Annotated in this window: 18 protein-coding genes and 1 pseudogene; 7 read left to right on the top strand and 12 right to left on the bottom strand. The window is 62.8% G+C overall.

Annotation, left to right across the window (positions count from 1 at the left end; all coding sequences use genetic code 11):
• From OXG98_11695 to OXG98_11685, 3 genes and pseudogenes are all read right to left on the bottom strand, one after another.
• A partial coding sequence (locus OXG98_11695) for a M81 family metallopeptidase (GenBank protein ID MCY3772665.1) occupies nucleotides 1-732 on the bottom strand: 732 nt, incomplete at its 3' end.
• 13 nt (nucleotides 733-745) lie between these two features.
• Nucleotides 746-1,115 (bottom strand): annotated as a pseudogene (locus OXG98_11690) (DUF423 domain-containing protein).
• Between the two features lie 36 nt (nucleotides 1,116-1,151).
• Complete coding sequence (locus OXG98_11685; GenBank protein ID MCY3772664.1) at nucleotides 1,152-1,928, bottom strand: glucose 1-dehydrogenase; 777 nt, start codon at nucleotides 1,926-1,928, stop codon at nucleotides 1,152-1,154.
• A gap of 180 nt (nucleotides 1,929-2,108) precedes the next feature.
• On the opposite strand from OXG98_11685, the gene OXG98_11680 reads away from it, so the two are divergent.
• On the top strand, nucleotides 2,109-3,317 hold the full coding sequence (locus OXG98_11680; protein MCY3772663.1) for a hypothetical protein: 1,209 nt from the start codon (nucleotides 2,109-2,111) through the stop codon (nucleotides 3,315-3,317).
• A gap of 55 nt (nucleotides 3,318-3,372) precedes the next feature.
• Here the strand turns inward: OXG98_11680 and OXG98_11675 are convergent, their stop codons facing one another.
• From OXG98_11675 to OXG98_11640, 8 genes are all read right to left on the bottom strand, one after another.
• Nucleotides 3,373-4,656: a neutral/alkaline non-lysosomal ceramidase N-terminal domain-containing protein gene (locus OXG98_11675; protein ID MCY3772662.1), complete on the bottom strand. Its 1,284-nt coding sequence runs from the start codon at nucleotides 4,654-4,656 to the stop codon at nucleotides 3,373-3,375.
• A gap of 44 nt (nucleotides 4,657-4,700) precedes the next feature.
• On the bottom strand, nucleotides 4,701-6,530 hold the full coding sequence (locus tag OXG98_11670; GenBank protein ID MCY3772661.1) for a hypothetical protein: 1,830 nt from the start codon (nucleotides 6,528-6,530) through the stop codon (nucleotides 4,701-4,703).
• A 121-nt stretch (nucleotides 6,531-6,651) separates the two neighbouring features.
• Nucleotides 6,652-8,091 (bottom strand): NADH:flavin oxidoreductase, encoded by a 1,440-nt coding sequence (locus tag OXG98_11665; GenBank protein ID MCY3772660.1) that lies wholly within the window; start codon nucleotides 8,089-8,091, stop codon nucleotides 6,652-6,654.
• Between the two features lie 95 nt (nucleotides 8,092-8,186).
• Nucleotides 8,187-9,371 (bottom strand): hypothetical protein, encoded by a 1,185-nt coding sequence (locus OXG98_11660; GenBank protein ID MCY3772659.1) that lies wholly within the window; start codon nucleotides 9,369-9,371, stop codon nucleotides 8,187-8,189.
• Nucleotides 9,372-9,390: 19 nt separating this feature from the next.
• On the bottom strand, nucleotides 9,391-10,122 hold the full coding sequence (gene pyrH, locus OXG98_11655; GenBank protein MCY3772658.1) for a UMP kinase: 732 nt from the start codon (nucleotides 10,120-10,122) through the stop codon (nucleotides 9,391-9,393).
• A 10-nt stretch (nucleotides 10,123-10,132) separates the two neighbouring features.
• A complete protein-coding gene (locus OXG98_11650) occupies nucleotides 10,133-11,476 on the bottom strand; it encodes a nicotinate phosphoribosyltransferase (protein ID MCY3772657.1) in 1,344 nt (447 codons plus the stop codon).
• 58 nt (nucleotides 11,477-11,534) lie between these two features.
• Complete coding sequence (locus OXG98_11645) at nucleotides 11,535-12,737, bottom strand: trans-2-enoyl-CoA reductase family protein (GenBank protein ID MCY3772656.1); 1,203 nt, start codon at nucleotides 12,735-12,737, stop codon at nucleotides 11,535-11,537.
• 29 nt (nucleotides 12,738-12,766) lie between these two features.
• On the bottom strand, nucleotides 12,767-13,612 hold the full coding sequence (locus tag OXG98_11640; protein ID MCY3772655.1) for a histidinol-phosphatase HisJ family protein: 846 nt from the start codon (nucleotides 13,610-13,612) through the stop codon (nucleotides 12,767-12,769).
• 193 nt (nucleotides 13,613-13,805) lie between these two features.
• On the opposite strand from OXG98_11640, the gene trmB reads away from it, so the two are divergent.
• Both trmB and bcp read left to right on the top strand, forming a co-directional pair.
• Nucleotides 13,806-14,450, top strand: coding sequence for a tRNA (guanosine(46)-N7)-methyltransferase TrmB (gene trmB / locus OXG98_11635; GenBank protein ID MCY3772654.1), 645 nt, complete (start codon nucleotides 13,806-13,808; stop codon nucleotides 14,448-14,450).
• Nucleotides 14,451-14,501: 51 nt separating this feature from the next.
• Complete coding sequence (bcp, locus tag OXG98_11630; protein ID MCY3772653.1) at nucleotides 14,502-14,960, top strand: thioredoxin-dependent thiol peroxidase; 459 nt, start codon at nucleotides 14,502-14,504, stop codon at nucleotides 14,958-14,960.
• A gap of 116 nt (nucleotides 14,961-15,076) precedes the next feature.
• On the opposite strand, the gene OXG98_11625 is transcribed toward bcp, so the two are convergent.
• A complete protein-coding gene (locus OXG98_11625) occupies nucleotides 15,077-15,943 on the bottom strand; it encodes a sugar phosphate isomerase/epimerase (GenBank protein MCY3772652.1) in 867 nt (288 codons plus the stop codon).
• 142 nt (nucleotides 15,944-16,085) lie between these two features.
• On the opposite strand from OXG98_11625, the gene OXG98_11620 reads away from it, so the two are divergent.
• The 4 genes from OXG98_11620 to OXG98_11605 all read left to right on the top strand — a co-directional run bounded on the left by OXG98_11620 (nucleotide 16,086) and on the right by OXG98_11605 (nucleotide 20,241).
• The gene (locus tag OXG98_11620) at nucleotides 16,086-16,637 is read left to right on the top strand and encodes a biotin transporter BioY (GenBank protein MCY3772651.1); all 552 of its coding nucleotides are present in this window, start codon (nucleotides 16,086-16,088) and stop codon (nucleotides 16,635-16,637) included.
• Nucleotides 16,638-16,787: 150 nt separating this feature from the next.
• Complete coding sequence (locus tag OXG98_11615; GenBank protein MCY3772650.1) at nucleotides 16,788-18,515, top strand: peptide ABC transporter substrate-binding protein; 1,728 nt, start codon at nucleotides 16,788-16,790, stop codon at nucleotides 18,513-18,515.
• Between the two features lie 60 nt (nucleotides 18,516-18,575).
• Nucleotides 18,576-19,418, top strand: coding sequence for a phytanoyl-CoA dioxygenase family protein (locus OXG98_11610; GenBank protein MCY3772649.1), 843 nt, complete (start codon nucleotides 18,576-18,578; stop codon nucleotides 19,416-19,418).
• Between the two features lie 13 nt (nucleotides 19,419-19,431).
• A complete protein-coding gene (locus OXG98_11605; GenBank protein MCY3772648.1) occupies nucleotides 19,432-20,241 on the top strand; it encodes a phytanoyl-CoA dioxygenase family protein in 810 nt (269 codons plus the stop codon).
• Nucleotides 20,242-20,252: the final 11 nt, after the last annotated feature.

Here is a 20,252-nt window from a genome sequence, read left to right as displayed (position 1 = left end):
CGCGCCCATGTGGGGTATGTCTGCGAGCGGGAAGCAGGTGGCGATCGATCCGCAGACGACCCCGGGCCTCGATTCGATTTCATGCAGATACTCAATCGCCTCCTTCATGGGCGAATGGGCAGTCACCTGGTTCATGCCCCATGCCATGGGGATCTGGTGCAGCGCCATGGTGGGACGCAGTCCCTCCCGCAGGATCCGGACGAGCACGTCGGCGCACTCCCGGCCCCGGGGCGCCATGTCCACCTCGGGGTAGGATTCCCGGCCGATCAGGATGTCGGCCTTTTCGATCATCAGCGGGGTCACGTTGGAGTGTATGTCCAACTGCCCTACGATGGGCAAGTCGCCCACGAGGTCGCGCACGGCCGTGAGGATGAACCCCTCGCCGTCGTCGATGCCTTCGGCCACCATGGCGCCGTGCAGTTCGAGCAGCACGCCGTCTATGGGCCCCGCGTTGCGAAACCCCTCCAGCATCTCGTCGACGATCTCGTCGAAAAGCGCCCGAGGCGTGGGACCGCTCGGATGGGGTTCGGCCACGATCGTGGGGATCAATTCGAACCCGTGTGCTTCCGCGCCTTCGATGAAGCCGCCCGTGGGCTTGTTCGCGCCCCTGAACGCCGACAGGATTTTACTGCCGCGAAGGTCGCCATACCGTTCCTGGTAATTCTTCCGGGTGGTTTCCACGGTCGTGAACGTGCTCGTCTCGTGAGCAATAAGGCCGGTTACTATGCGCATGTTTCTTTCCGTTTCAGGCCCGGTAAATTCCGTAGGCCAGGAGAAGCCAGCCGATAATGAAGGCCACGCCGCCCAGGGGGGGCACGGCGCCCAGCCACCGGATCCCTGCGAGACTCAGCACGTACAGACCTGCCGGAAAACAGCACGGTGCCCGCGATGAACGACCAGCCCGCCGCCGCCGGAATCGCCTCCGGCCAGCGCGTAACCGCCCAGGCCGCGAAAAGGAGGGCGAAGGCGTGGTACATCTGGTACCGGACGGCGGTTTCGAAGACCTCCAGCATTTCGGGGGAAAGCCGGTCCTTCAATCCGTGGGCGCCGAAGGCCCCGGCGACCACGCCCAGGAGCGCCGATACGCTTCCGGTTATCGCAAAGAGTTTGTCCATAGGTGCCTCGGAAGTTCCTTAGAGCCGCCTCATTCCCTACCAGATCGGCGCCAGCCAGCCTCCGTCCACGGGCAGGGCCGTGCCGGTAATCCACTCGGCGTCGTCCGACGCGAAAAAAACGCAGGCCCGGCCGATGTCCTTCGGCAGTCCCAGCCGGGGCAGGGGCGTCTTCTCCAGCGCTTCGGCGACCTGGGCCTCGGTCAGGTAGTCCTGGATGGGCGTTTCGATATAGCCCGGGCAGATCGTGTTGGCGGTTATGCCATGCGACGCCAGTTCGACCGCCGTGTCCCGCGTGAGGTTGACTACACCGGCCTTGGCCGGCGCGTACGCCGGTCCGCCGCCGCCGTGAAAGGCGTGCACGGAAGCGATATTGATGATGCGTCCCGCGCGGGATTCCTTCAAGTGGGGCACGGCCGCCCGCGTGGTCAGGAACAGGGCCCGCAGATTGATGCCCATGATGCGGTCCCAGGTCGCGACCGGGGTCGTCTGGCTGTCGCCCAGGGTGAAAATGCCCGCGTTGTTGACCAGTATGTCCAGGGCTCCGAAGACCTCCAGCGTCCGGTCGACCAGGCGGTTCACGGCCGCTTCGTCCGAGACGTCGGCCTGTACGAAGAGTCCTTCCGAACCCATCGCGTTCAGCTCATCCACGGTAGGCGTCGTCACGTCCTGATCGTGGAACTTGCCTGGCCTGGGCCGTTCGACGATATCGCAGACCACGACGCGGGCGCCTTCCCTGGCCAACTCAATGGATATACCCCGGCCAATTCCGGAACTGCCGCCCGTGACGATAGCGACCCGACTTTCGAGTTTCAAGATGTCCTCTGTTTTTTCTGGCAAGCGATCAGGAATCGTCCTGATTGGATTATAACCAGATCGAAAAACCGAGGCAAGGCCAGTGTTTATAAATGGATTGCATTTTTCAGCACCGGCCTTAGTAATATACCTCCACGCCTGTCCATACCATACCGTCCCATATCATCCCAGGAGGATTCCATGAAGATCACGCACGCCGAACGAACGGCCCTGAACGTGCCGTTCTACGCCCCGCACGTCGATCACGCCATGGCCCGGGCGAACACCCATAACGAGCGCGTCTGGGTGTACCGGCTGGAGACCGACAACGGCCTGGTCAGCATTACCGACGGCCATGGCCCCTCGGAAACCGCCGGCCTGGTCGGCAGGGATCCGTGGACCATCATGTGGGACGACGATATCGGTTTCGGACCGCAGATCGCCGCATTCGACCTGTGCGGGAAGGATGCCGGCGTGCCCGTGCACGCCCTGCTCGGCAACAAGCTGCGGGACCGCTGCCCCCTTTCCTGGTGGGACATCGACATGGCGCCCGAAGACTGGGTCAAAGAGGCGGAAGAGTCCCTTCGGCGCGGCTACACGTCCTTCAAGATGAAGGCGCGGCCATGGCGCGACATCATCGCCCAGATCGACGCAGTGAGCGAAGTCGTCCCGGCCGACTACCGGTTCGACGTGGACTTCAACGGGTTCCTCCTCACCCAGGCGAAAGCGGAACAGATCCTGTCGCAACTCGACCAACGCGTCAATGTCGGCATGTACGAGAGCCCCTTCTACCTGCGGAAAGACCTCAAAGGCGCGCAGATGCTCCGGGAGCGCATTCAGAAGCCCATCGTGGAGCACTTCGGCGACGACGTGTGGCAGACGGAGGTCAGCGACGGATTCGTGATCGGCGGCGGCGCCTCGGGGACGATGCGGCAGGCCGGGTTGACGACCACTTTCGCCGCCCATATCGGATCGGTGCTGTCCCACGCCCAGCTGCCCTACATCACCTGCCACGAACTCTGGCAGACCGACCTGCTGACCGAACGCATCGAGGTCGTGGACGGGTACATGGAGGTGCCGGACAAGCCCGGCCTCGGCGTGGAGGTCGACGAGAAGGCCATCGAGACCTACGCCGTCGACGATGATGAGCCCACGGCGGTCCAGCGCTACCGAAGCAAGAAGCGTATCCTGCGCGTCGTCTGGCCCGGTCTTGCGGGAAAGCAGCGCGTCTGGGAATTCACCGACGAGAGCATCTATCAGCCCGAATTCTATAAGGGGAACCTGCCGGGGTTCGAGACGGGGGTCCATCTCGAGGTGATTGAGGACGACCACAGCGCTGCTTTCGCGAAGAAGCACGAGGAATTGGCCCGGCGGGAGGACGCCGTGGCAAGAGCGCCCAAGGGCATCTAGGAGGGGTCGCGGAGCCGTATGGGCCAGCCAGAGCCGGGACTGGAGCGTTCAGGCGTCAGTCGCCGTTCGTGCGCGGCCGCCTGAACGTTTCCGGAATCACCCGCTGCACGGCCTCGACGACGCGTTCTTCCACTTCGTCCGCGAACCGATTGGGTAGTCCGAAATACACCGTGGCGTCGCCGGCTTCGTACCCTCCCTCCTTCCAGATCCGCCGGGAGGGTATGTAGCCTGGAAAGTCGTTGGCGTACGCGCCCACCCAGAGCTTCGCGGTGTCGTATATTCGCCGCAGCCTGAAGGCATAGTCCGCGACAACCTCCCCCGCCAGGAAGACGATGGCGAGTTCATCGCCGAACGACCAGCCCTGGACGGGGTAGCTCAGCGTTTCCGGGATTGCTTCGCCGTTATCCATGCGGGCGATCCACTTCCGGGCGTGGTATCCCTCGGCGCCTCGTTCCTCCGCCTTGGCCATCCATGCCTCGCGCGACGGGATAGTGTCGTAAGGAAGCGAGGCGTGGACCAGACGGCAGCGGATCCGATCCGAAAGGGGGCGGCCCGGGATGCCGAGCAGGCGGTCCACTTCCCAGGCGATATCTCCACCGTGCCGCCGGGCAAGGGAAAGTCCCGTGCGGGGAAAGGGATTCGCGTTGGCGGCGCACCCGATGGTGACCAGGGCAACGGCGCCCGGTTGGCTCTGGCTGATCCGGTCGGCCGCGAAGCCCGCCCAGTCGCCGCACATGAAGTTGTCCGCGGGACCGAAGGTCGTGCAGTGGCAGGCATAGCTGACCCACACGGCCCGCAGGTTTCCGTCCCGGTCATCGACCCGTATCATGGGCATCACGTGATCCACGGGGCCGATCTGCGCGCGACGGTTCACCGCGAACCCGGCGTGTCCCTCGCTGTAACTCAACCGGGACGGTCTCCGGTTCGACAACGCACGCAGTCCCACCTCCACGAGCCGTTCCATCACCTCTTCCGCGTAGCGGTCGATATGCCGCTGATGCGCGGCCGGAATATCCGTGCTGAACAGCATGGGAGCCGCGCCGGACAGCATGGGCGCGTTGTGGGTGTGGGTATAGCACAGGACGATGCGTTCCCGGTCAATCCCCGCCTGCCTGCGCAGTTCCCGCGCGACGGACTCCGTCATGGATGCGGTCACGCCGCAGTTGTCCAGGGCCAGCAGCAGAACCGGCCGCTCCGCGCCGATTGCCAGGGCGCGGGCGTACAGGGGTGACTTGGTTTTCGCCGTTTCTTCCCTGCGTGCGCCGTAACCGCTCAGGCGCACCGGATAGTCGGGAGTTACATCGACTTCGGACACGCCGACTGAAACCATCTCGCTCATTCGCCCTCCTTTCATTCTGTGCGCGCCGCGAACGTGTCGGCGCGTTAGTACCACTCCGTCCGGTGGGGCGTGCCCGGGAAGAAGACCGCGTCGACCACCAGGGACAGGGCAACACCCATGAGAAAACCGAGGATTACGCCTGTGAAAAACGGCTGGGCGGCGCGATACATCCGGACGCCGCCGATCCGAATCAGCACGATCTGCAGAAGCCAGGCGAGGAAAATCGGCAGAAAGGCGTTGCGGACCACGCCGCCCACGTCCCCGATGGCCATGCCGACCGGGTGAAAAGGCCACCAGGTGAACCAGGCCCGGCCGGCAATGACCAGGCCGTTGATCAACATGCCGGACAGGAGAAACAGCGCTTCCAGGCCGCCGATCTGCGATGCATTCGTCGCCCAGACGATGGTACGTCCGAAGAAGAAAGTGCCCAGGCCGCCGGGCTGGGTGTACAGGTTGTTGGCGCCCACCGTGTGGGCTGAGTGGACCAGGGAGACGACCGAAAGGACGGCGCTGATGCCGATCGCGGCGCAGACCCAGCCGAACAACCCGCGTCCACGCCCTTCCATCCGGCTCTTCAGCCAGGCGATGTGGGAGAATCCGACCATGGTGAAGGTGCGCCAGTTTCGCGCGAATCCGTTGGCCATGCCGAGCACGTTGATGTCGCGCATGGACAGGGACGCCGTTCCGATCATGCCGACCGTGAAGTAGTTGGGCTTCACCGTGAGTTCCGCCATGACCAGCCCCGATTCGGCGACCACCCGGGCCAGCACCAGGTAGAAGGTGAACATGACGACGAGAAAGAGGATGCCCACGGGTATGGAGAGCCCGGCGTTATACAACCACAGTACCGCGAAAGTGGATCCGCCCACGAGCCCGAATAAGGCCCAGCGGCAGGAGAACAACTCCTGTTCCTCGCTCTCGTCCCGGGCGGGCCGCCATGCCGTGCGCCACACCGAAGCCAGGTGCCGCCTCGCGGTCCAGACCAGCCACGCCGCGAAGACGATCACGCCGCCCATGTACTGCATGCCGGTCAGTCCTCCCTGCACTACGCTGCCGCTCGTCGAAAACATCCCCAACCGGCTGAGCAGTCCCTGCTCCAGCACGCCGAACAGCTGGAAGAACCAGAGGCTGAAAAGGATCTCCGCCGGCGCGAAGAAGGCGAAGGAAAGCGCGTAGAGATTCAGGTACAGGGGTATGCCGGGAAAGTAGGGCGCGATTTCCAGGGTGGCCCGCGCGCCCGGATGAATGGGCAGCATGGGCAGCGCGCCCCAGTATGCCGCGCAGTTCCAGGCCATGGCGGAAAAAGTCAGCAGGAGACCCGCCTGAAAGAGGCGGTTGCGGAACAGGCCCTGGGAATTTTGATCCGCGTGCTCTTCCGACACCCCGGTGAGCCGCAGGGCCGCCTCGGCCATGGGGAAGCGCAGGCGTTCATACTCCATCCACTGCCGGCGGAAGATCACCACGATACAGGCGCCGATCAGCAGGAGCGCGGCGAAGAGGCACAGCCACCAGAGGACGGGGGTCATCCAGACCGACCAGGGGATCTGCTGGCCCGGCTGCAGCCCCTCGTAGAATCTCCGGGCCGATTCGTAATCGCTCAGGTAGACCCAGTGGGGCAGGTGGGGCAGGATGAGTTCATCCCACCGGTTTTCCGGCGAGGCGAAGTAGGCGGGCGCCGCGATGGCGGAGACCATGTACCGGGTGACGCCCAGGTCGGGCATCATGGACGCCGCCCAGCCCATGGCGAAGACCGTCAGCAGTTCGGTGCGGGTCAACGCGCGCAGCGGCCAGCAGGCGCGGCAGATCAGGTTGGGGAGGAGAACGAGGGCGAGGAAGGGTACCAGGAAGCCGGACGGCAGGTGGGCGAACAGCATGAAATCGTACCCGCCGCGATCGGCCAGGTACTGCGTGCCGAACCCGATGACGCCCGACAGGAGGAGGCCGATGCCGGCCGCTCTGAGCGTTACCGTCTGGCGGACCGGGGATTCGCCGTCTCTATGGTTCAGGCGCCGTATCCAGCATCTCCTTGTAGATGTCCGCGTAGATCTTGTCCCGGGGCACGCACCCCACGGCGAACTGGCCGAGTTCGTTGTGCTTTCCGCGCATCAGGGCCGTACAGTAGCTGACGGTGATACAACTCTTCTTGCGGATCATTTCGCCGTGCTCGGCCACGTCCTTCGCGAAATCGGGATAGGCCAGCGCGCCTCTTCCGGATCCCATGATGGTCACCCGGTTATCGCGGATGTTGGCCGCGCCGGCATTGACCATGTATTTCTGCAGCCAGCTGTACCCGGTTCCCACGACATTGAGGTCCGGGTGCGCCTGGCTGATCGCCGCGGCCACGCGAAAATGCCTTGCGACGCCGAACAGGGGATGTTCCGGGGCGTCGTAACCGTCTACCGGCGACCTTTCGGCCGGCCGGCCCACGTGGGGATTGTAGTAGGGGCTTCCCATGGTGACGTTGATCATCTGAATCCCGGCGTCCCTGAGCATACCGGCAACCGCGACCGGTTCCGACAGATCCTCCTTCAGGGGATCATCCACATCCACGCCGAAACCGGAGAGAAAGGGAACGGGATAGGGTGACCGGGGTGTACCCGCACCGGTGTCGGGGTCGGTGGCATAGGGTATCCCGTCGTAGACGTTCATCCGGCTGGCCAGCAGCAACGCGTCCTTCGTCTCCTCCCGGATGCGGCCGATCACGTTCCTTACCAGCCGGGTCCTGTTCTCGAGACCGCCGCCGTAGGCGCCGTCCCGAAGCCGTGCGGCCAGCAGTTCGGAGAGCAGGTATCGATGGCACTGCTTGATGTCGACGAAGTCGAAGCCCAGCTTCCAGGCGAGGACCGCGGCGTCGACGAGGGCGTCCTCCACCCGGCCGAGATCGGCATCGGTCAGCACCGGATATTCCGGCGTAACGGGAATCTTCCGTTTTTTGTCCACGAGGGTGACCGGATCGGCGGCGGGATCGTGAAAGGCGATGAGGGGTTTCCGGTAACTGTAACGGCCCGAATGGGTCAGCTGCAGCCCGACCAGGAGATCGTCATCGCGGCCATGGACGGCCCGGTGGGCCTTGCGGGTCTGCGCAAGCAACGCTTCGAAGGACGCGGCGTTGCCGTCGTGCAGCCAGAGCTGGCGGGTATTCGCCCGGGCTTCTTCCAGCACGGCCGTCGCTTCGCCCCAGATCAGTTTTGCGCCACCCTCGCCGAAAAGCCGCCACCGACGGTATACGAGTTCATCGGGCGAACCGTCGAGGTGGCCGTCGCATCCTTCCATGGGGTGCACGGCCATGGAGTTCCCGATGGTGCGTCCGCCGAACCGGACGGGGCGCCAGAGCGGATCGAGGTTTTCGGTCAGCCGGATCTCGTCGTTCAATCCGAGGCGGTCGATATCCTGTTGCAGATCGTCGAGCGAACGGTAACGAAAGTACTTTGGCATGTATTCATCCAGATCTCTGAAATCACCGTGAATTTACGAAGTGGACCGGCGGCGTCATGGAGCGAGCAGGCGCCTGATGTTCAACCGGAGTAGCTTCATGGGACCGAGTACCATCGTTGCAATACCCGTTCCGCTTCCTTGTTTTGCGGGCTGAACTCAATTCTGTCCACGGTAATGCGGGTCGCGTTGGGGTACCATTTCCAGATAAACAACCCCCGGAACCAGGGCAATTGACCGACGGACCTGAACAGGGCCTCGTACGCATTGACCTGCTCGTCCTGGTCGGTCCGGTGGTTGTCCTGTTCTGTTTCTCCGCTCCAGCGCCGCCGCCTCGGCGGCCATTCCCAGGGCCGTATGGTCGACCCGGGCGCGTTTTTGTAGCCGACTTCGGTAAAAAGAACGGGCTTGTCGTGTTCTTCGGCCAACCGGCCGATGCTTTCGATATACGGCTTCCACCCCGCCATGATCTCCGGTACGCCGGGTCCGGACCGGTCCGTCAAGGGGAAATAGGCATTTACGCCGATGTAATCAAGGTGCGGCCACAGCTCGACCACATCATAGTCACGGTACCAGTTCGCCGCATAGGTCAGCCTGCCGGAATAGACCGTCCTAATTTCCTCGATCAGCGCCTTCCAGAAATGCGGCCGGGTCCGTACGGGATTGGACAGTTCGGTGGCGATGCACAGGATCGCCATGTCTTCGGCCTGGGCAAGTTCGGCGTAGTGCAGGATGAAGGTCCGGTAATCCGCTTCCCATTTCAGCCATTCTTCTTCCGAATCGAAATCGATCATGCCGATCCAGCCGTTGTCCACGGGCCTGGTCAGCCAGATGTGCGGCTTGAGCATCAACTGGAATCCCAGTTCCCGCGCCTTCCTGGCCGTAGTCCGCAGCCCATGGTCGGTTTCCCCCCAGAACCGTCCGCGCCGGTTCATCCGTACCGACGGAGTGTTGTGGTTTTCCATCCAGCCGAAGGGCGTGAGCGCGAGCCATTCGATGCCCAGTTCCCGTGCCGCCGGCAGGGCGTCTTCCGGCATTTCCCGGCGGCCGCCCACCCAGGATACGCCCTTGTAGACGTTCTCCAGCGCAAAGGGCGGATCTTGCGCCGCCTCAGGGCGGTTTTCAGCCGATTCGTCCGGGCGGTTTTCGTCTTGCGCCGCCTCAGGGCGGTTTTCGTCTGGTGCCTCCGCGGGATTTACGGACGATGCGACGTTCCCGTCGGCCAAGCCGGACCAGAGGAAGCCGCAGGCCAGCAGGACTGCTGTGGGGTGTCTGGATATCATGATGAAGGAACGACTGCGGTCAGGCGAATTCGTCCGATCCCCTTGTAATGAGGGTGCCGAGGTCCTCGCCCCGGCATATCCGCTCCATGGCGCCGGGGGAATTGAAGTCGAAAACATGTATCGGCAGTTTGTTGTCCCGGGCCAGCAGCACGGCCGTCTGGTCCATCACCTTGAGATCGTGCTGGATGACCGAATCGTAACTGATCACCTTGTATCTTCGGGCATCCGCATCTTCCTGCGGATCGCTCGTGTAGATCCCGTCGGTGCCGTTTTTGGCCGAAAGCAGGACTTCCGTCCGGAGTTCCAGTGCGCGCAGTACCGACGGATAGTCCGTGGTCACGTAAGGATTCCCGGTGCCTGCGGCCAGGAGGACGATGCATCCGTGCTCCAAGTGCCGTATGGCCCGGAGCCGGATGTACGGCTCGGCCACGGTATTGATGGGAATGGCCGTCATGACCCGGACGTCGGCCGCCCCGCGGGAGGTCAGTGCGCCGCGCAGCATCATGCTGTTGATCACGGTCGCGATCATGCCGATATTGTCGGCCTCCGCGCGTTCGATACCCCAGTCCTGGCCCAGTTCGCCCTTGAAGATGTTGCCGCCTCCGGACACGATCCCCACTTCGACCCCCGCGGCGTGCAGTTTCATGACCTCGCTGGCGATGTACTCGATGGCGGCAGGGTCGAATCCCCAGGGACTCTGCCCCGAAAGCGCGCCTCCGCTGAGCTTGACCAATACTCGTTTGTAACGCACGGGTCCTCCTTTACCGATTTGTCGAAATCCGGGAACTGAAGCGGACGGGATAGGCCACCCCGCCCTCCAACCGTTTGTATCGGTCCGGCAAGCTGTCAAGCTGTGATGATGCCCGCTGTCGAACCGAAGGCAGATCGGGCATCGGACCGGTAAGCCCGCCGTTCCGCATCACGCATTCGAGCAGGGGTTCCCATTCCCGGGGCTCGGTCGGTTCGCCGTCCCGTGCGACCCGGTCCTCCACGAACCTGCCCCCTTCATCGCGCCGCCGCCACACCTGCTTGGCGTAAGGCCGGGTCACCTTTCCCTCACTCAGCTTGAATACAGGCCGCGTGCCTGAGGGCGATTCCAGCGCGCATAGCTTGTAGACCCCGCTCAGGGCGGGGGCGTCCGGCGAATTGACCAGTTCGTTACCCACGCCGAAGACATCCGCGGGCACCCCGCGGTCGACCAGTGAAGCGATCTTGTATTCATTCAGGTCGCCGCTGAGCATGATCCTGGTTTCCGTCATTCCCGCCTCGTCCAGGATGTTCCGAACCCGCCTGGCCTGAGCGGCCAGATCGCCGCTGTCAAGACGCACGCCCTTCAGCGTGGGACCGATCCTGGTTGCCAGTCTGGCGGCTTCGACGGGGTCATAGGTGTCCAGCAACAACGTGGTGCTCTCGGGAAACACGCGATGATAGGCGCGGAAGGCCTCCATCTCGCTTTCAAACGTCATCATCCAGGAGTGTGCGGCGGTACCGTAGACGTTGATACCGAACTGCCGTCCCGCCTCCACGTTGGAAGTCCCGATACACCCGCCGATGACCGCCGCGCGCGCCGAAAGCAGGCCCGCCTCGGGGCCGTGGGCCCGGCGGCTGCCGAATTCAACGACCTCCCTGCCCGCCGCGGCTTCGACGATGCGCGCCGCTTTCGTCGCCACCAGAGTCTGGTGGTTTATCGTAGCCAGCAGAAAGGTCTCTACGATCTGGGCTTCGATGATCGGAGCCGTGATCCGCATCAGCGGCTCACCCGCGAAAACCACGGTTCCTTCGGGTACGGCCCAGACATCTCCCGAAAACCGGAACGACGACAGGAAATCGAAAAACGCGCCCGGAATGCGTTTGAACGGCGGCAAGGACTTCAGGTGAGCGATATCGTCCGCCGAAAACCGGAGCGCTGTCAGATAGTCGACAGCCTGACGCAACCCGGCGGCAACGAGCCAGGAACGCCGCGCCGGCAGGTTTCGTACGAATAATTCGAAAGTGGCTCTTTCCCGGCGATCGTTCGCGAAATAGCCGGCCGCCATCGTGAGTTCGTACAGATCGGTTGCCAGCGAAGGCGACCAGTGGATCGGGCAGGAACCCGTCTGGCGCATGTAGATCCGCCCTGAGAAACCCGGCGCCCGGTGCCATGGCGCCGCCCAATGCCGACCGCTATATCTCCGCTTCCAATTCTACTGGTTCGTCGTATGCCACGCCGTCCACTTCGAAGCCGAACAACTGCCGGAACCCCCGCTTGTAGGTATCGTAGTCGGTCAGGGCGCGGAAGTTGTCTGTCGTGATCGTCGGCCAGACCGATTCGACCTCCCGCTGTATCGACGCTTCGAGTTCCACGTCATCGAGGCGGATGCGGCCCTCATCGTCGACTGTCGGCATCCCACCCGGTCCGATATGGTCGTTGAACAACCGCGCCATCTGGTGGATCGGATCCTCGTGCAGGCCTCGTTCCCGCATGATCCGGTACAGCAGGCTGATGTACAGGGGGACGACCGGGATCGCGGCCGATGCCTGGGTAATCACGGCCTTGTTCACCGAAACCACGGCCTGCCCGCCGACGGTCGACTCCAGTTGGCGGCTGACCTCCCTCGTGGTTTCTTCGAGGTGCTCCTTGGCGCGGCCGATGGTCCCGCTCCGGTATATGGCCCAGGTCAGGGCGGGACCAATGTACGAAAAGGGAATGATCCGTGCGCCGTCCGCCAGCAACCCGGCTTCCAGCAGCGCTTTGCTCCAGAGGTGCAGGTCGTCCCCACCCATGACGCCGACGGTCCCCCGGATGCCCTCTTCCGTCGCCGGTTCCACGGTGACCTCGTTGACGATCTCCCGGTTCAGGTCGATGGATTTACCGACATAGGTATCCCCAATGGGCCTGAGTTCGGACTGGTAGGTTTCGCCGGTATCGGGATCCGTGCGTCTCGGAGAGGCCAGGCTGTATATCACCACGTCCACCTGGCCCATGCTGGATTCGATAAGCGCCAGGGTCTTCCGCTTGATATCGTGGGCGTACGCATCGCCGTTTATGTTGATCGACACGAGTGTGTTTTCCTGTGCGTACCGGTGGTATACCGCGGTGTTGTAGAACCCCGGCGTACCGCTTTTGGCACCGCTTCCCTCGCGTTCGTAGAACACACCCACGGTGTCGGCGCCGTACATCACGCCCGCCGCGATCCGCGCCGCCAGCCCGTATCCGGTCGAAGAGCCGATCACCAGAACGCGGAGCGGTCCGGCGCCGTCCTGCCTGCCGGCCTGGGCGGCCCGGGCGGTCCGGATCTGGGAATCGACGTTCGAGGCGCATCCGGCCGGATGCGCCGTGGTACAGATAAACCCGCGGATGCGCGGTTTGACTACGGCCATGGCCATGTGATCTGGTCCCTCCCTGGAGCGAAAACCTATTCGATGGGTACCGGCGTCGCGCGCCGACGGTCAAAAGACATGGCCTCGTCATAACCGCAGGCGCTTGCAAGGGACTTCACCTGGTCGAAATCCCTGCCGATGTCCTCCACGAAGTGGGCATCGGATGCCGTCGTGATGGAGATTCCGCGGCGGGCGCACGCTTCCAGCAGGGGGCGTTCCGGGTAGATTCGGCCCACGGGTTTTCGTATGCCCGCCGAGCTGATTTCGACGCAGAGACCCTCCTGGCCGCTCACCTGCTCGGCAAAGGTTTCGTACAGATCCGAGACATCGCCTTCGGGCATATGCCCCCTCAGCTTGATGAGATCCGGGTGGGACATGGAATCGAAACAGCCGGTCTGCACGGCCTGTCCCAGCAGGCGGAAGTAGTCCCGGTAGGCCTGGTCCACCGACCTCCGGTCCCACTCGTCCGCCATGGAAGCCAGGTCGAATCCCCAGTCGCCGATCCAGTGCACGGAGCCCAGTACGAAATCCCAGGGATACCCCTCGACGATCCGTTCGATTACAGGTTCCTTGCCTTCGATGTAATCCATCTCGATGCCGGTCTTGATGGGCAGTCCCTCACGGCGGGCGGACTGGAGCAGTTCCACGTAATAGTCCATGTCGTAGAAACACAACGCATCGGACCAGGGCCTGTCCACGATGTCCTTCGCCTGCACGAAGTGGTACACGTGTTCCGTGATGGTTATTTCCTGTACGCCATGGTCGGCCGCCGAGGCCGCAAACATATGCATGGTCTCCATGGGATCTGTCCCGTCGGGCCGGTCATCAGGCGACCGTCCGAAGGGATAGTAGTTCTCTACGTGCATGTGGTAGTCGAGCATGGCTCAGCCTCGGAGACGCAGGAAGTATCAAATGCGCAGAAACTGGTTGCGATCGCTGCTAATGATAACCAGTGGCCGGCGCAAAATCAAACCAATTCTGGGTACGGCGTATGGCTTGACAGGGCACCTCCGGTGTTCTAATTTGCCCGGTGGAGTGTCCAGTCAGCCACCCGCGTAACTCATGGCTTTTCCAATGGAACAAATGACCCTTTCCTCCGAATCGCGTCAACCTGCGGCAGTTGCCGGGGACGTGGAATTCCGCGTACGGGAAAACGAGGAACAGGTCCGATGGGACCGGTTGTTCGATAACGACAGTCCCGTGGAGGTCGAGATCGGATGCGGCAAAGGCCGTTTCCTCATCAATTCGGCCATGGCCTATCCGGGTATCAATTACATCGGCATCGAAAGAGCGTTGCGGTATTTCCGCATCATGAAGGAACGGGTGGTGCGGCGGGAACTTACCAACATCCGCCTGCTGCGGGATGACGCCGTGTATTTTGTGGAGAGATTCATACCCGATGAGGCCGTATCGGCCTACCACGTCTACTTCCCCGATCCCTGGCCGAAGAAGCGTCATCGGAAACGCCGTTTGTTCAACGCCCGGTTCCTCGAAGAGATCGTACGCACGCTGGCCGTGGGCGGAACCCTCGATTTCGCCACGGATTACGTCGAATACTACGAGGAGACCCTGGCCCTGCTCGAAACGTCCGACCGTTTGACGGCGCTGAAGGAAATCCCCGAGCGGGTGAGGGAACTGGGCGGCGACCTGACCAATTTCGAGACGAAGTATACAGCCGAGGGCCGGACCATACACCGTGGGGCATACGTAAAATCCTGACCGACCGGCCTACAGGGTCCTCCGGGGAGCCCCTGAAGAAAGGAAACCATCATGCTGCAGGCAGGAGATCCAGCGCCCGAGTTCACGATGGAGGCGGACAAGGGCGGAAGCGTTTCGCTCAAGGACCTCAGGGGAAAAACCGTGGTCCTATACTTCTATCCAAAGGACGACACCCCCGGATGTACCCGGGAGTCCTGCGCCTTCAGGGACCATTACCCGTCGTTTCAGAACCAGGATGTCCGGGTCTTCGGCGTCAGCTGCGACGATATTCCTTCCCACGAAAAGTTCAGCGCGAAGTTCAACCTGCCCTTCCCGCTGCTGAGCGACCCGGACACCTCCGTGTCCACGGCGTACGGCGTGTACAAGGAGAAGACGAACTACGGCCGGAAGTATATGGGGATCGAGCGATCGACTTTCGTCATCGACGGCGACGGCCGGATCTCCAGGATCTTCCGAAACGTGAAGGTGGACGGGCACGTCGAGAAGGTCCTGCACGAAGTGTCCGGCTGAAGGGCACGGACCCCCGCGTCCCGGGACGGACGGACGTGGCCTGGGCGCCGCGGCATGTACCACGGAAGCTGCAGCATGAACCGCTTTCAGGCGGGCCGCGACCTGTGTCATGGAAGCTACAGCATATAGCGTTTGAGGTGCGCCCGCGCCCGGACGAATCCCTCTTCCTCCAGCTCCCACGAACCATAGTACCGCCCGTCCTCGTGCTCGATGCTCAGTATGCCGTCGTAACCGAAATCCTCGAGCCGTTTGACGATGAGCGCCCAGTCGGCCAGCCCCTCGCCGGGTATGCAGTACCGCCAGTAGCCTTCGCCGAAGGCGACGGCAGAATCAAAGGAAGGTTTGATTCTGCCGTAAAGATAGAGCGCTTCCTCGTCGAACACGGTGTCCTTGGCGTGCACGTGGTGGGCCCTGTGGCCGAACTCATTCAGGAAGCGCATCGGATCCACGCCCAGCCTGATCAGGTGCGACGGATCGTAGTTGATGCCGAAAGCGGGCGACGGGCAGGCCTCGAACATGGCGCGAAGCATCTCGGGTGTTGCGCCGATTCGCTCATGGTGGGTCGACCCCCCGGGCCAACCCTCCAGGGCGATGGTCGCCCCCCGGGATTCGGCGAAATCCACGATGTCCGGCATGGTGCGCTTCCACTGCTGGAAGGTCGCATCCCGGCCCTGGGCGGGATCCACGGGGGCCGGCGCCACGTAGAACATGTTGGTTACGCCATGGTCCACCGCGCGCTGGATGGAATCCCGGGAGGCGCCCAGCGCCTGTTCGCGACGGCCGGAATCGTCGCTCAGCAGTTCCGTGCCCGCCACGAGGTCCACCTGGCCGATGGCCACACCGTGCGCTTCGGCGGTCCGGACCATGTCGCCGTCGATCCGGGACACGTCGATCGTATCGAACCCCTTTTCGGCCATCCACGCGCATACCGCTTCGAAGGGCGTATCGTTCAATCGGCCAGTCGTGCGTATACCCACTCTCATCGTGACACTCCTTCAGGTCGGTTAAAACGTCGTTGACACAACCGCCCGTCAATGTATATGAACCTGCTGGGGGGTGCAAGGCAAAGCAGCCCCGCGGATATCGCTGAAACCCGATTCGTTCGCATCGACAGAAAGGCATGTATTGTCCAGGAACGTACGGCTGGCCACGGCATCCCTGATGGCGGCGCTGACCGCCGTGAGCGCCTATATCAACATACCCATCGGCCCCGTGCCGATCACGATGCAGACCTTCTTCGTCATGCTTTCGGGCGCCGTACTGGGCGGCCGCTGGGGCGCCGGCAGCCAGATCGTCTACGTATGCCTCGGGCTGGCCGGCATCCCGGTATTCGCCGGTGGCATGAGCGGCCCGGCGGTCGTGCTCTCCCCCACCTTCGGCTACCTCGTAGGGTTCGTTCTTGGCGCATTCCTGACCGGAAGTTACGTGGATCGTTTCACCCGGAACAGCATCCCCCATCTCGCCGCCGGGATGCTGCTCGGCCATGTCGCCATCTTCGGATGCGGCCTGCTGCATCTGTACGCCTACTTCAACTTCTACGCGGGCGTGGAGACCACCTGGCCCGCCACGCTGGCCGTCGGCCTGCTCCCCTTTATCCCCTCCGGCCTGGTCAAACTCGTCCTCGCGGTGTCCGTCGCCCGCACCCTGTCGAGGTATGTCCGGCTGGAGAGACTGTAGGCTGACCACCCAGGCACTGGCTTTCCCGGACGTATTGATTTCCGTACCCTGCTGTTGACAGGTCATCCCCCGTTTTGTATAGTCTTTAGCCTGCCGGATCCTGCGTTCAGCGGCGGTCCCATCATGCACACATCAACCACAGGTACTGGAATGAAGAAATGGATACGACCGGTCCGGGCCGCACACAAGCGCTTCCCGGCCTTGTTCGCACAGGGCCGTTTCGTCGCCGTCGCGACCTGCCTGCTCGGGTTCTTCCTCTGCTTCCTGCCGGCTGCCGTATTGACCGGCGCCGTCCCCGTGGTCAACTCCATCGGAAAAGAGATGCCGGCGGACGCGGCGCCCCTGGAACAGCAGGTGTTCCGCTACACGCTGGTAGAACCACTGACCTTCGATGTCAGCATCAACATATACGAGGGCCAGGGAGCGCTGACCCTGTTCGAGCGCCTGGTCATGCTCGACAAGAACCTGGAACTGGTCGGGGCGGCGGCAACGTCGTGGAAACAGTCGGCGGACGGTCTGCGCTGGACGTTCAAACTTCGTCCCGACGGAAGATGGAGCGACGGACGCGCCGTAACGGCGCACGACTTCGAATATACCTACAAACGATTTCTCGATCCGGCCGTAGCAAGTCCTTACGCCTTCTTCTACTACGAAATCAAAGGCGCCCGCCCGTTCAACCAGGGCAGTGTGACCGACCCGTCGACCGTGGGCGTGCGGGCCCTGGACGACTTCACTTTGGAGATCGAAACAGAGAAGCCCTGTCCCTACCTGCCCTTCATCGTCGCGTTCACCGGGTCGGGACCGGTGCCCCGGTGGCAGGTGGAAAAACACGGGGTACGATGGAGCGAGGCCGGGAACCTGGTAGCCAACGCGAGCTACACCCTTTCCGAATGGCAGAAGGGCAGGCAGGCCACGCTGACCCTCAATCCCTACTATACCGGTCCCCACAAGGGTTATCTCGAGAAAATCGTCCAGATCTTCACCACCGGACATCCGGGCACCCCGCCCTACGAGAACGACGAGATCGACTACCTCAGGGTCCTGCTGACCGACCTCCCTTTCATTGAGAACCATCCGATCCTGAAATCCGAGCTTACCTACTACGCCTTTCCGGAGACCTGGTACCTGTTCTTCAAGACCCGCGAGCCGCCCTTCGACGATGTCCGGGTGCGGCGCGCGATCAGCCACGCCATCGACCGCGAGGCGATGTGCAAGGTCGTTCTGCGTAATACGGGCGTGCCCGCATACTCCATGTTGCCGCCCAAATTCCCGGGTAGTGCAGACGCGTCCATCCGGGACGTGCAGGCCTACGACACCGAGCGCGCCCGCGCCCTGCTGGCCGAAGCGGGCTACCCGGAAGGCAAGGGTTTTCCACTGATCGATTTCTGGATCGGCAAGACCAACCCACAGATCAGCTACACCGCCCAGGCTATACAGGCGATGCTTGGCAATGCGCTGGGCCTGCGACTCCGCATGCGGGGATCGGAAGACAAGGTATACCGGGACAACATGTACGAGTGGAACATCCCCATGGGCCTGGGGGGGTTCAACGCGGACTATCCCGATCCAAACAACCTGCTCGGCATGGTGTGGCGGTCGCAGCCGAGAGGATTCGGGCGGCAGGACTGGCGCAACGACGACTTCGACCGGCTGATCGACACGGCGGCGGACGAGATGGATCACGAAACACGCATGGGCATGTACCGTGAGGCGGAGCGGCTGCTCGTGGAAGACGTGGGTGGCGCGTTTCTGTACCACAACTTGACGGTGGATCTGCGGAAACCCTATCTCAAAGGGCTCGAAGTCAACAAGTTCGGATACGCCATGTTCTCCTGGATCGGTATCATGCATACGAAAATGTACATCGCCCAACACTGAAGACGCCAACACTGAAGACGCCGGCACTGAAGACGGTCGATCGGAAGGAGCGCGCGGGACTTGAGCGGGGATGGAGTCGTAACCGAAGACATGATACGGCGGTTCCGGGAAGACGGAGCGGTATGCATCCGCCAGGCCTTTGATCCGCACTGGGTGTCCGTCGTGGAAGCCGGCGTGTCGCGCAACCTGGCCGAGCCAAGCGACTACGCGGGCACTCTGAAGGCGGGCGAAGAAGACCGGGGCGGATTCTTCGACGACTACTGCAACTGGCAACGGATTCCCGAGTACCGCGACTTCGTGTTCCACTCGCCCGCGGGCGCCATGACGGCGCGGCTCATGGGATCCGGTAGTTCGGTGTTCTATCACGAGCACCTGCTGGTCAAGTGGCCCGGGACGCTTAAGCGGACGCCCTGGCACCACGACCAGCCCTATTACCCGGTGAACGGCCGCCAGAACGTCTCGCTGTGGATGCCGCTCGACCCGGTGACAGAAGCGGCCTGCGTACAGTTCGTCCGGGGATCGCACAACTGGAACCGCTGGTTCGTGCCCCGCAAGTTCGCCACGGAAAGCAACTACGCCCTCGAGGACGCCGCGGCGAAGCCCATGCTGGGAGACAGGCCATTCGAAGACGTGCCGCCCATCGACGAACACCCGGAGGACTACGATATCCTGGCGTGGGACATGGAGCCCGGCGACGTCATCGCCTTTCATATGTGTTCGCTTCACGGCGCGGCGGGCAACCAATCTCTTACCGGGGCGCGCCGCGTCCTGGCCACGCGCTGGCTCGGAGACGACGCCCGGTTCACCACCCGGCCCTGGGAGATTTCTCCCACGGTTACCGGCGGCCTGGTTCCGGGAGATCCCATGGCCTGTGAGCTGTTCCCACGGGTATGGCCGGTTTGACGGAGAGACGGCAATGAACCATCGATTGACGAGCGGGCAGATCAACTCCTACCGCAAAAACGGATTCCTCATCATCGAGGACTTTCTGGATGCCGGAGAACTGGAGACCTGGCGGACGGCGGTAGATGAAGCGGTCGCGCTGCGCGACCGGAACCGGTTGCCCGAAGGATCCTTTCACCTTGACAGGAAGGTAACGGCGAAGGACGAAGCCGTATTCCGGCAGCGGACCAACCTGTGGATGGATCATGACGGAGTCCGCGCACTGATGCTGGACAGCCGGCTGGGCAGGACGGCGGCCGACCTGGAAGGGATCGACGGCATTCGCATCTGGCACGATCAGGCCCTGATCAAGCTGCCCTGGGCGAATCCCACCACCTGGCACCAGGACAATACCAAGTGGTCCTTCGCGTCGGAACACGCCATCACCATCTGGGTCGCCCTGGACGATGTGACGATCCAGAATGGCTGCATGTTCTTCATGCCGGGTTCACACATAGCGCGGCGGGACGATTTCCCGGCGGCAGGGAACCAGGTGGGGGCCATGTTCGAAGCCTACCCCGATCTCGGCCGGCAGGAACCCGTGCCCGTCGTCATGCCTGCGGGCGGATGTTCCTTTCACAACGGACTGATCGTGCACGCCGCCAATGCGAACATGACGCCCTATCCCCGGCGGGCTTTTACCTGTGCCTACATGCCCGACCACAGCACGTTCAACGGCATACCCAACGTGCTTCCGAATCGGATCCTGGATACCATCGAAGTCGGAGACCCGCTGGATGATGAAGACCAGAATCCGCTTATTTACTCAAATGATGTTTCCTGAAAGAGCCGCCC

The sequence above is a fragment of the Gemmatimonadota bacterium genome (assembly GCA_026706345.1).
Lineage (GTDB): Bacteria > JAAXHH01 > JAAXHH01 > JAAXHH01 > JAAXHH01 > JAAXHH01.
Note: the sequence above shows the minus strand (reverse complement) of the source record. Positions and strands in the feature narration are given on the sequence as shown.

Coding starts and splice junctions, on each gene's coding strand:
- trmB (MCY3772654.1), top strand. CDS start 13,806: ATGGAACAAATGACCCTTTCCTCCGAATCGCGTCAACCTGCGGCAGTT.
- OXG98_11645 (MCY3772656.1), bottom strand. CDS start 12,737: ATGGCCATGGCCGTAGTCAAACCGCGCATCCGCGGGTTTATCTGTACC.
- OXG98_11650 (MCY3772657.1), bottom strand. CDS start 11,476: ATGCGCCAGACGGGTTCCTGCCCGATCCACTGGTCGCCTTCGCTGGCA.
- OXG98_11625 (MCY3772652.1), bottom strand. CDS start 15,943: ATGAGAGTGGGTATACGCACGACTGGCCGATTGAACGATACGCCCTTC.
- bcp (MCY3772653.1), top strand. CDS start 14,502: ATGCTGCAGGCAGGAGATCCAGCGCCCGAGTTCACGATGGAGGCGGAC.
- OXG98_11670 (MCY3772661.1), bottom strand. CDS start 6,530: ATGCTGTTCGCCCACCTGCCGTCCGGCTTCCTGGTACCCTTCCTCGCC.
- OXG98_11605 (MCY3772648.1), top strand. CDS start 19,432: ATGAACCATCGATTGACGAGCGGGCAGATCAACTCCTACCGCAAAAAC.
- OXG98_11675 (MCY3772662.1), bottom strand. CDS start 4,656: ATGAGCGAGATGGTTTCAGTCGGCGTGTCCGAAGTCGATGTAACTCCC.
- OXG98_11660 (MCY3772659.1), bottom strand. CDS start 9,371: ATGATATCCAGACACCCCACAGCAGTCCTGCTGGCCTGCGGCTTCCTC.
- OXG98_11680 (MCY3772663.1), top strand. CDS start 2,109: ATGAAGATCACGCACGCCGAACGAACGGCCCTGAACGTGCCGTTCTAC.
- OXG98_11615 (MCY3772650.1), top strand. CDS start 16,788: ATGAAGAAATGGATACGACCGGTCCGGGCCGCACACAAGCGCTTCCCG.
- OXG98_11665 (MCY3772660.1), bottom strand. CDS start 8,091: ATGCCAAAGTACTTTCGTTACCGTTCGCTCGACGATCTGCAACAGGAT.
- OXG98_11640 (MCY3772655.1), bottom strand. CDS start 13,612: ATGCTCGACTACCACATGCACGTAGAGAACTACTATCCCTTCGGACGG.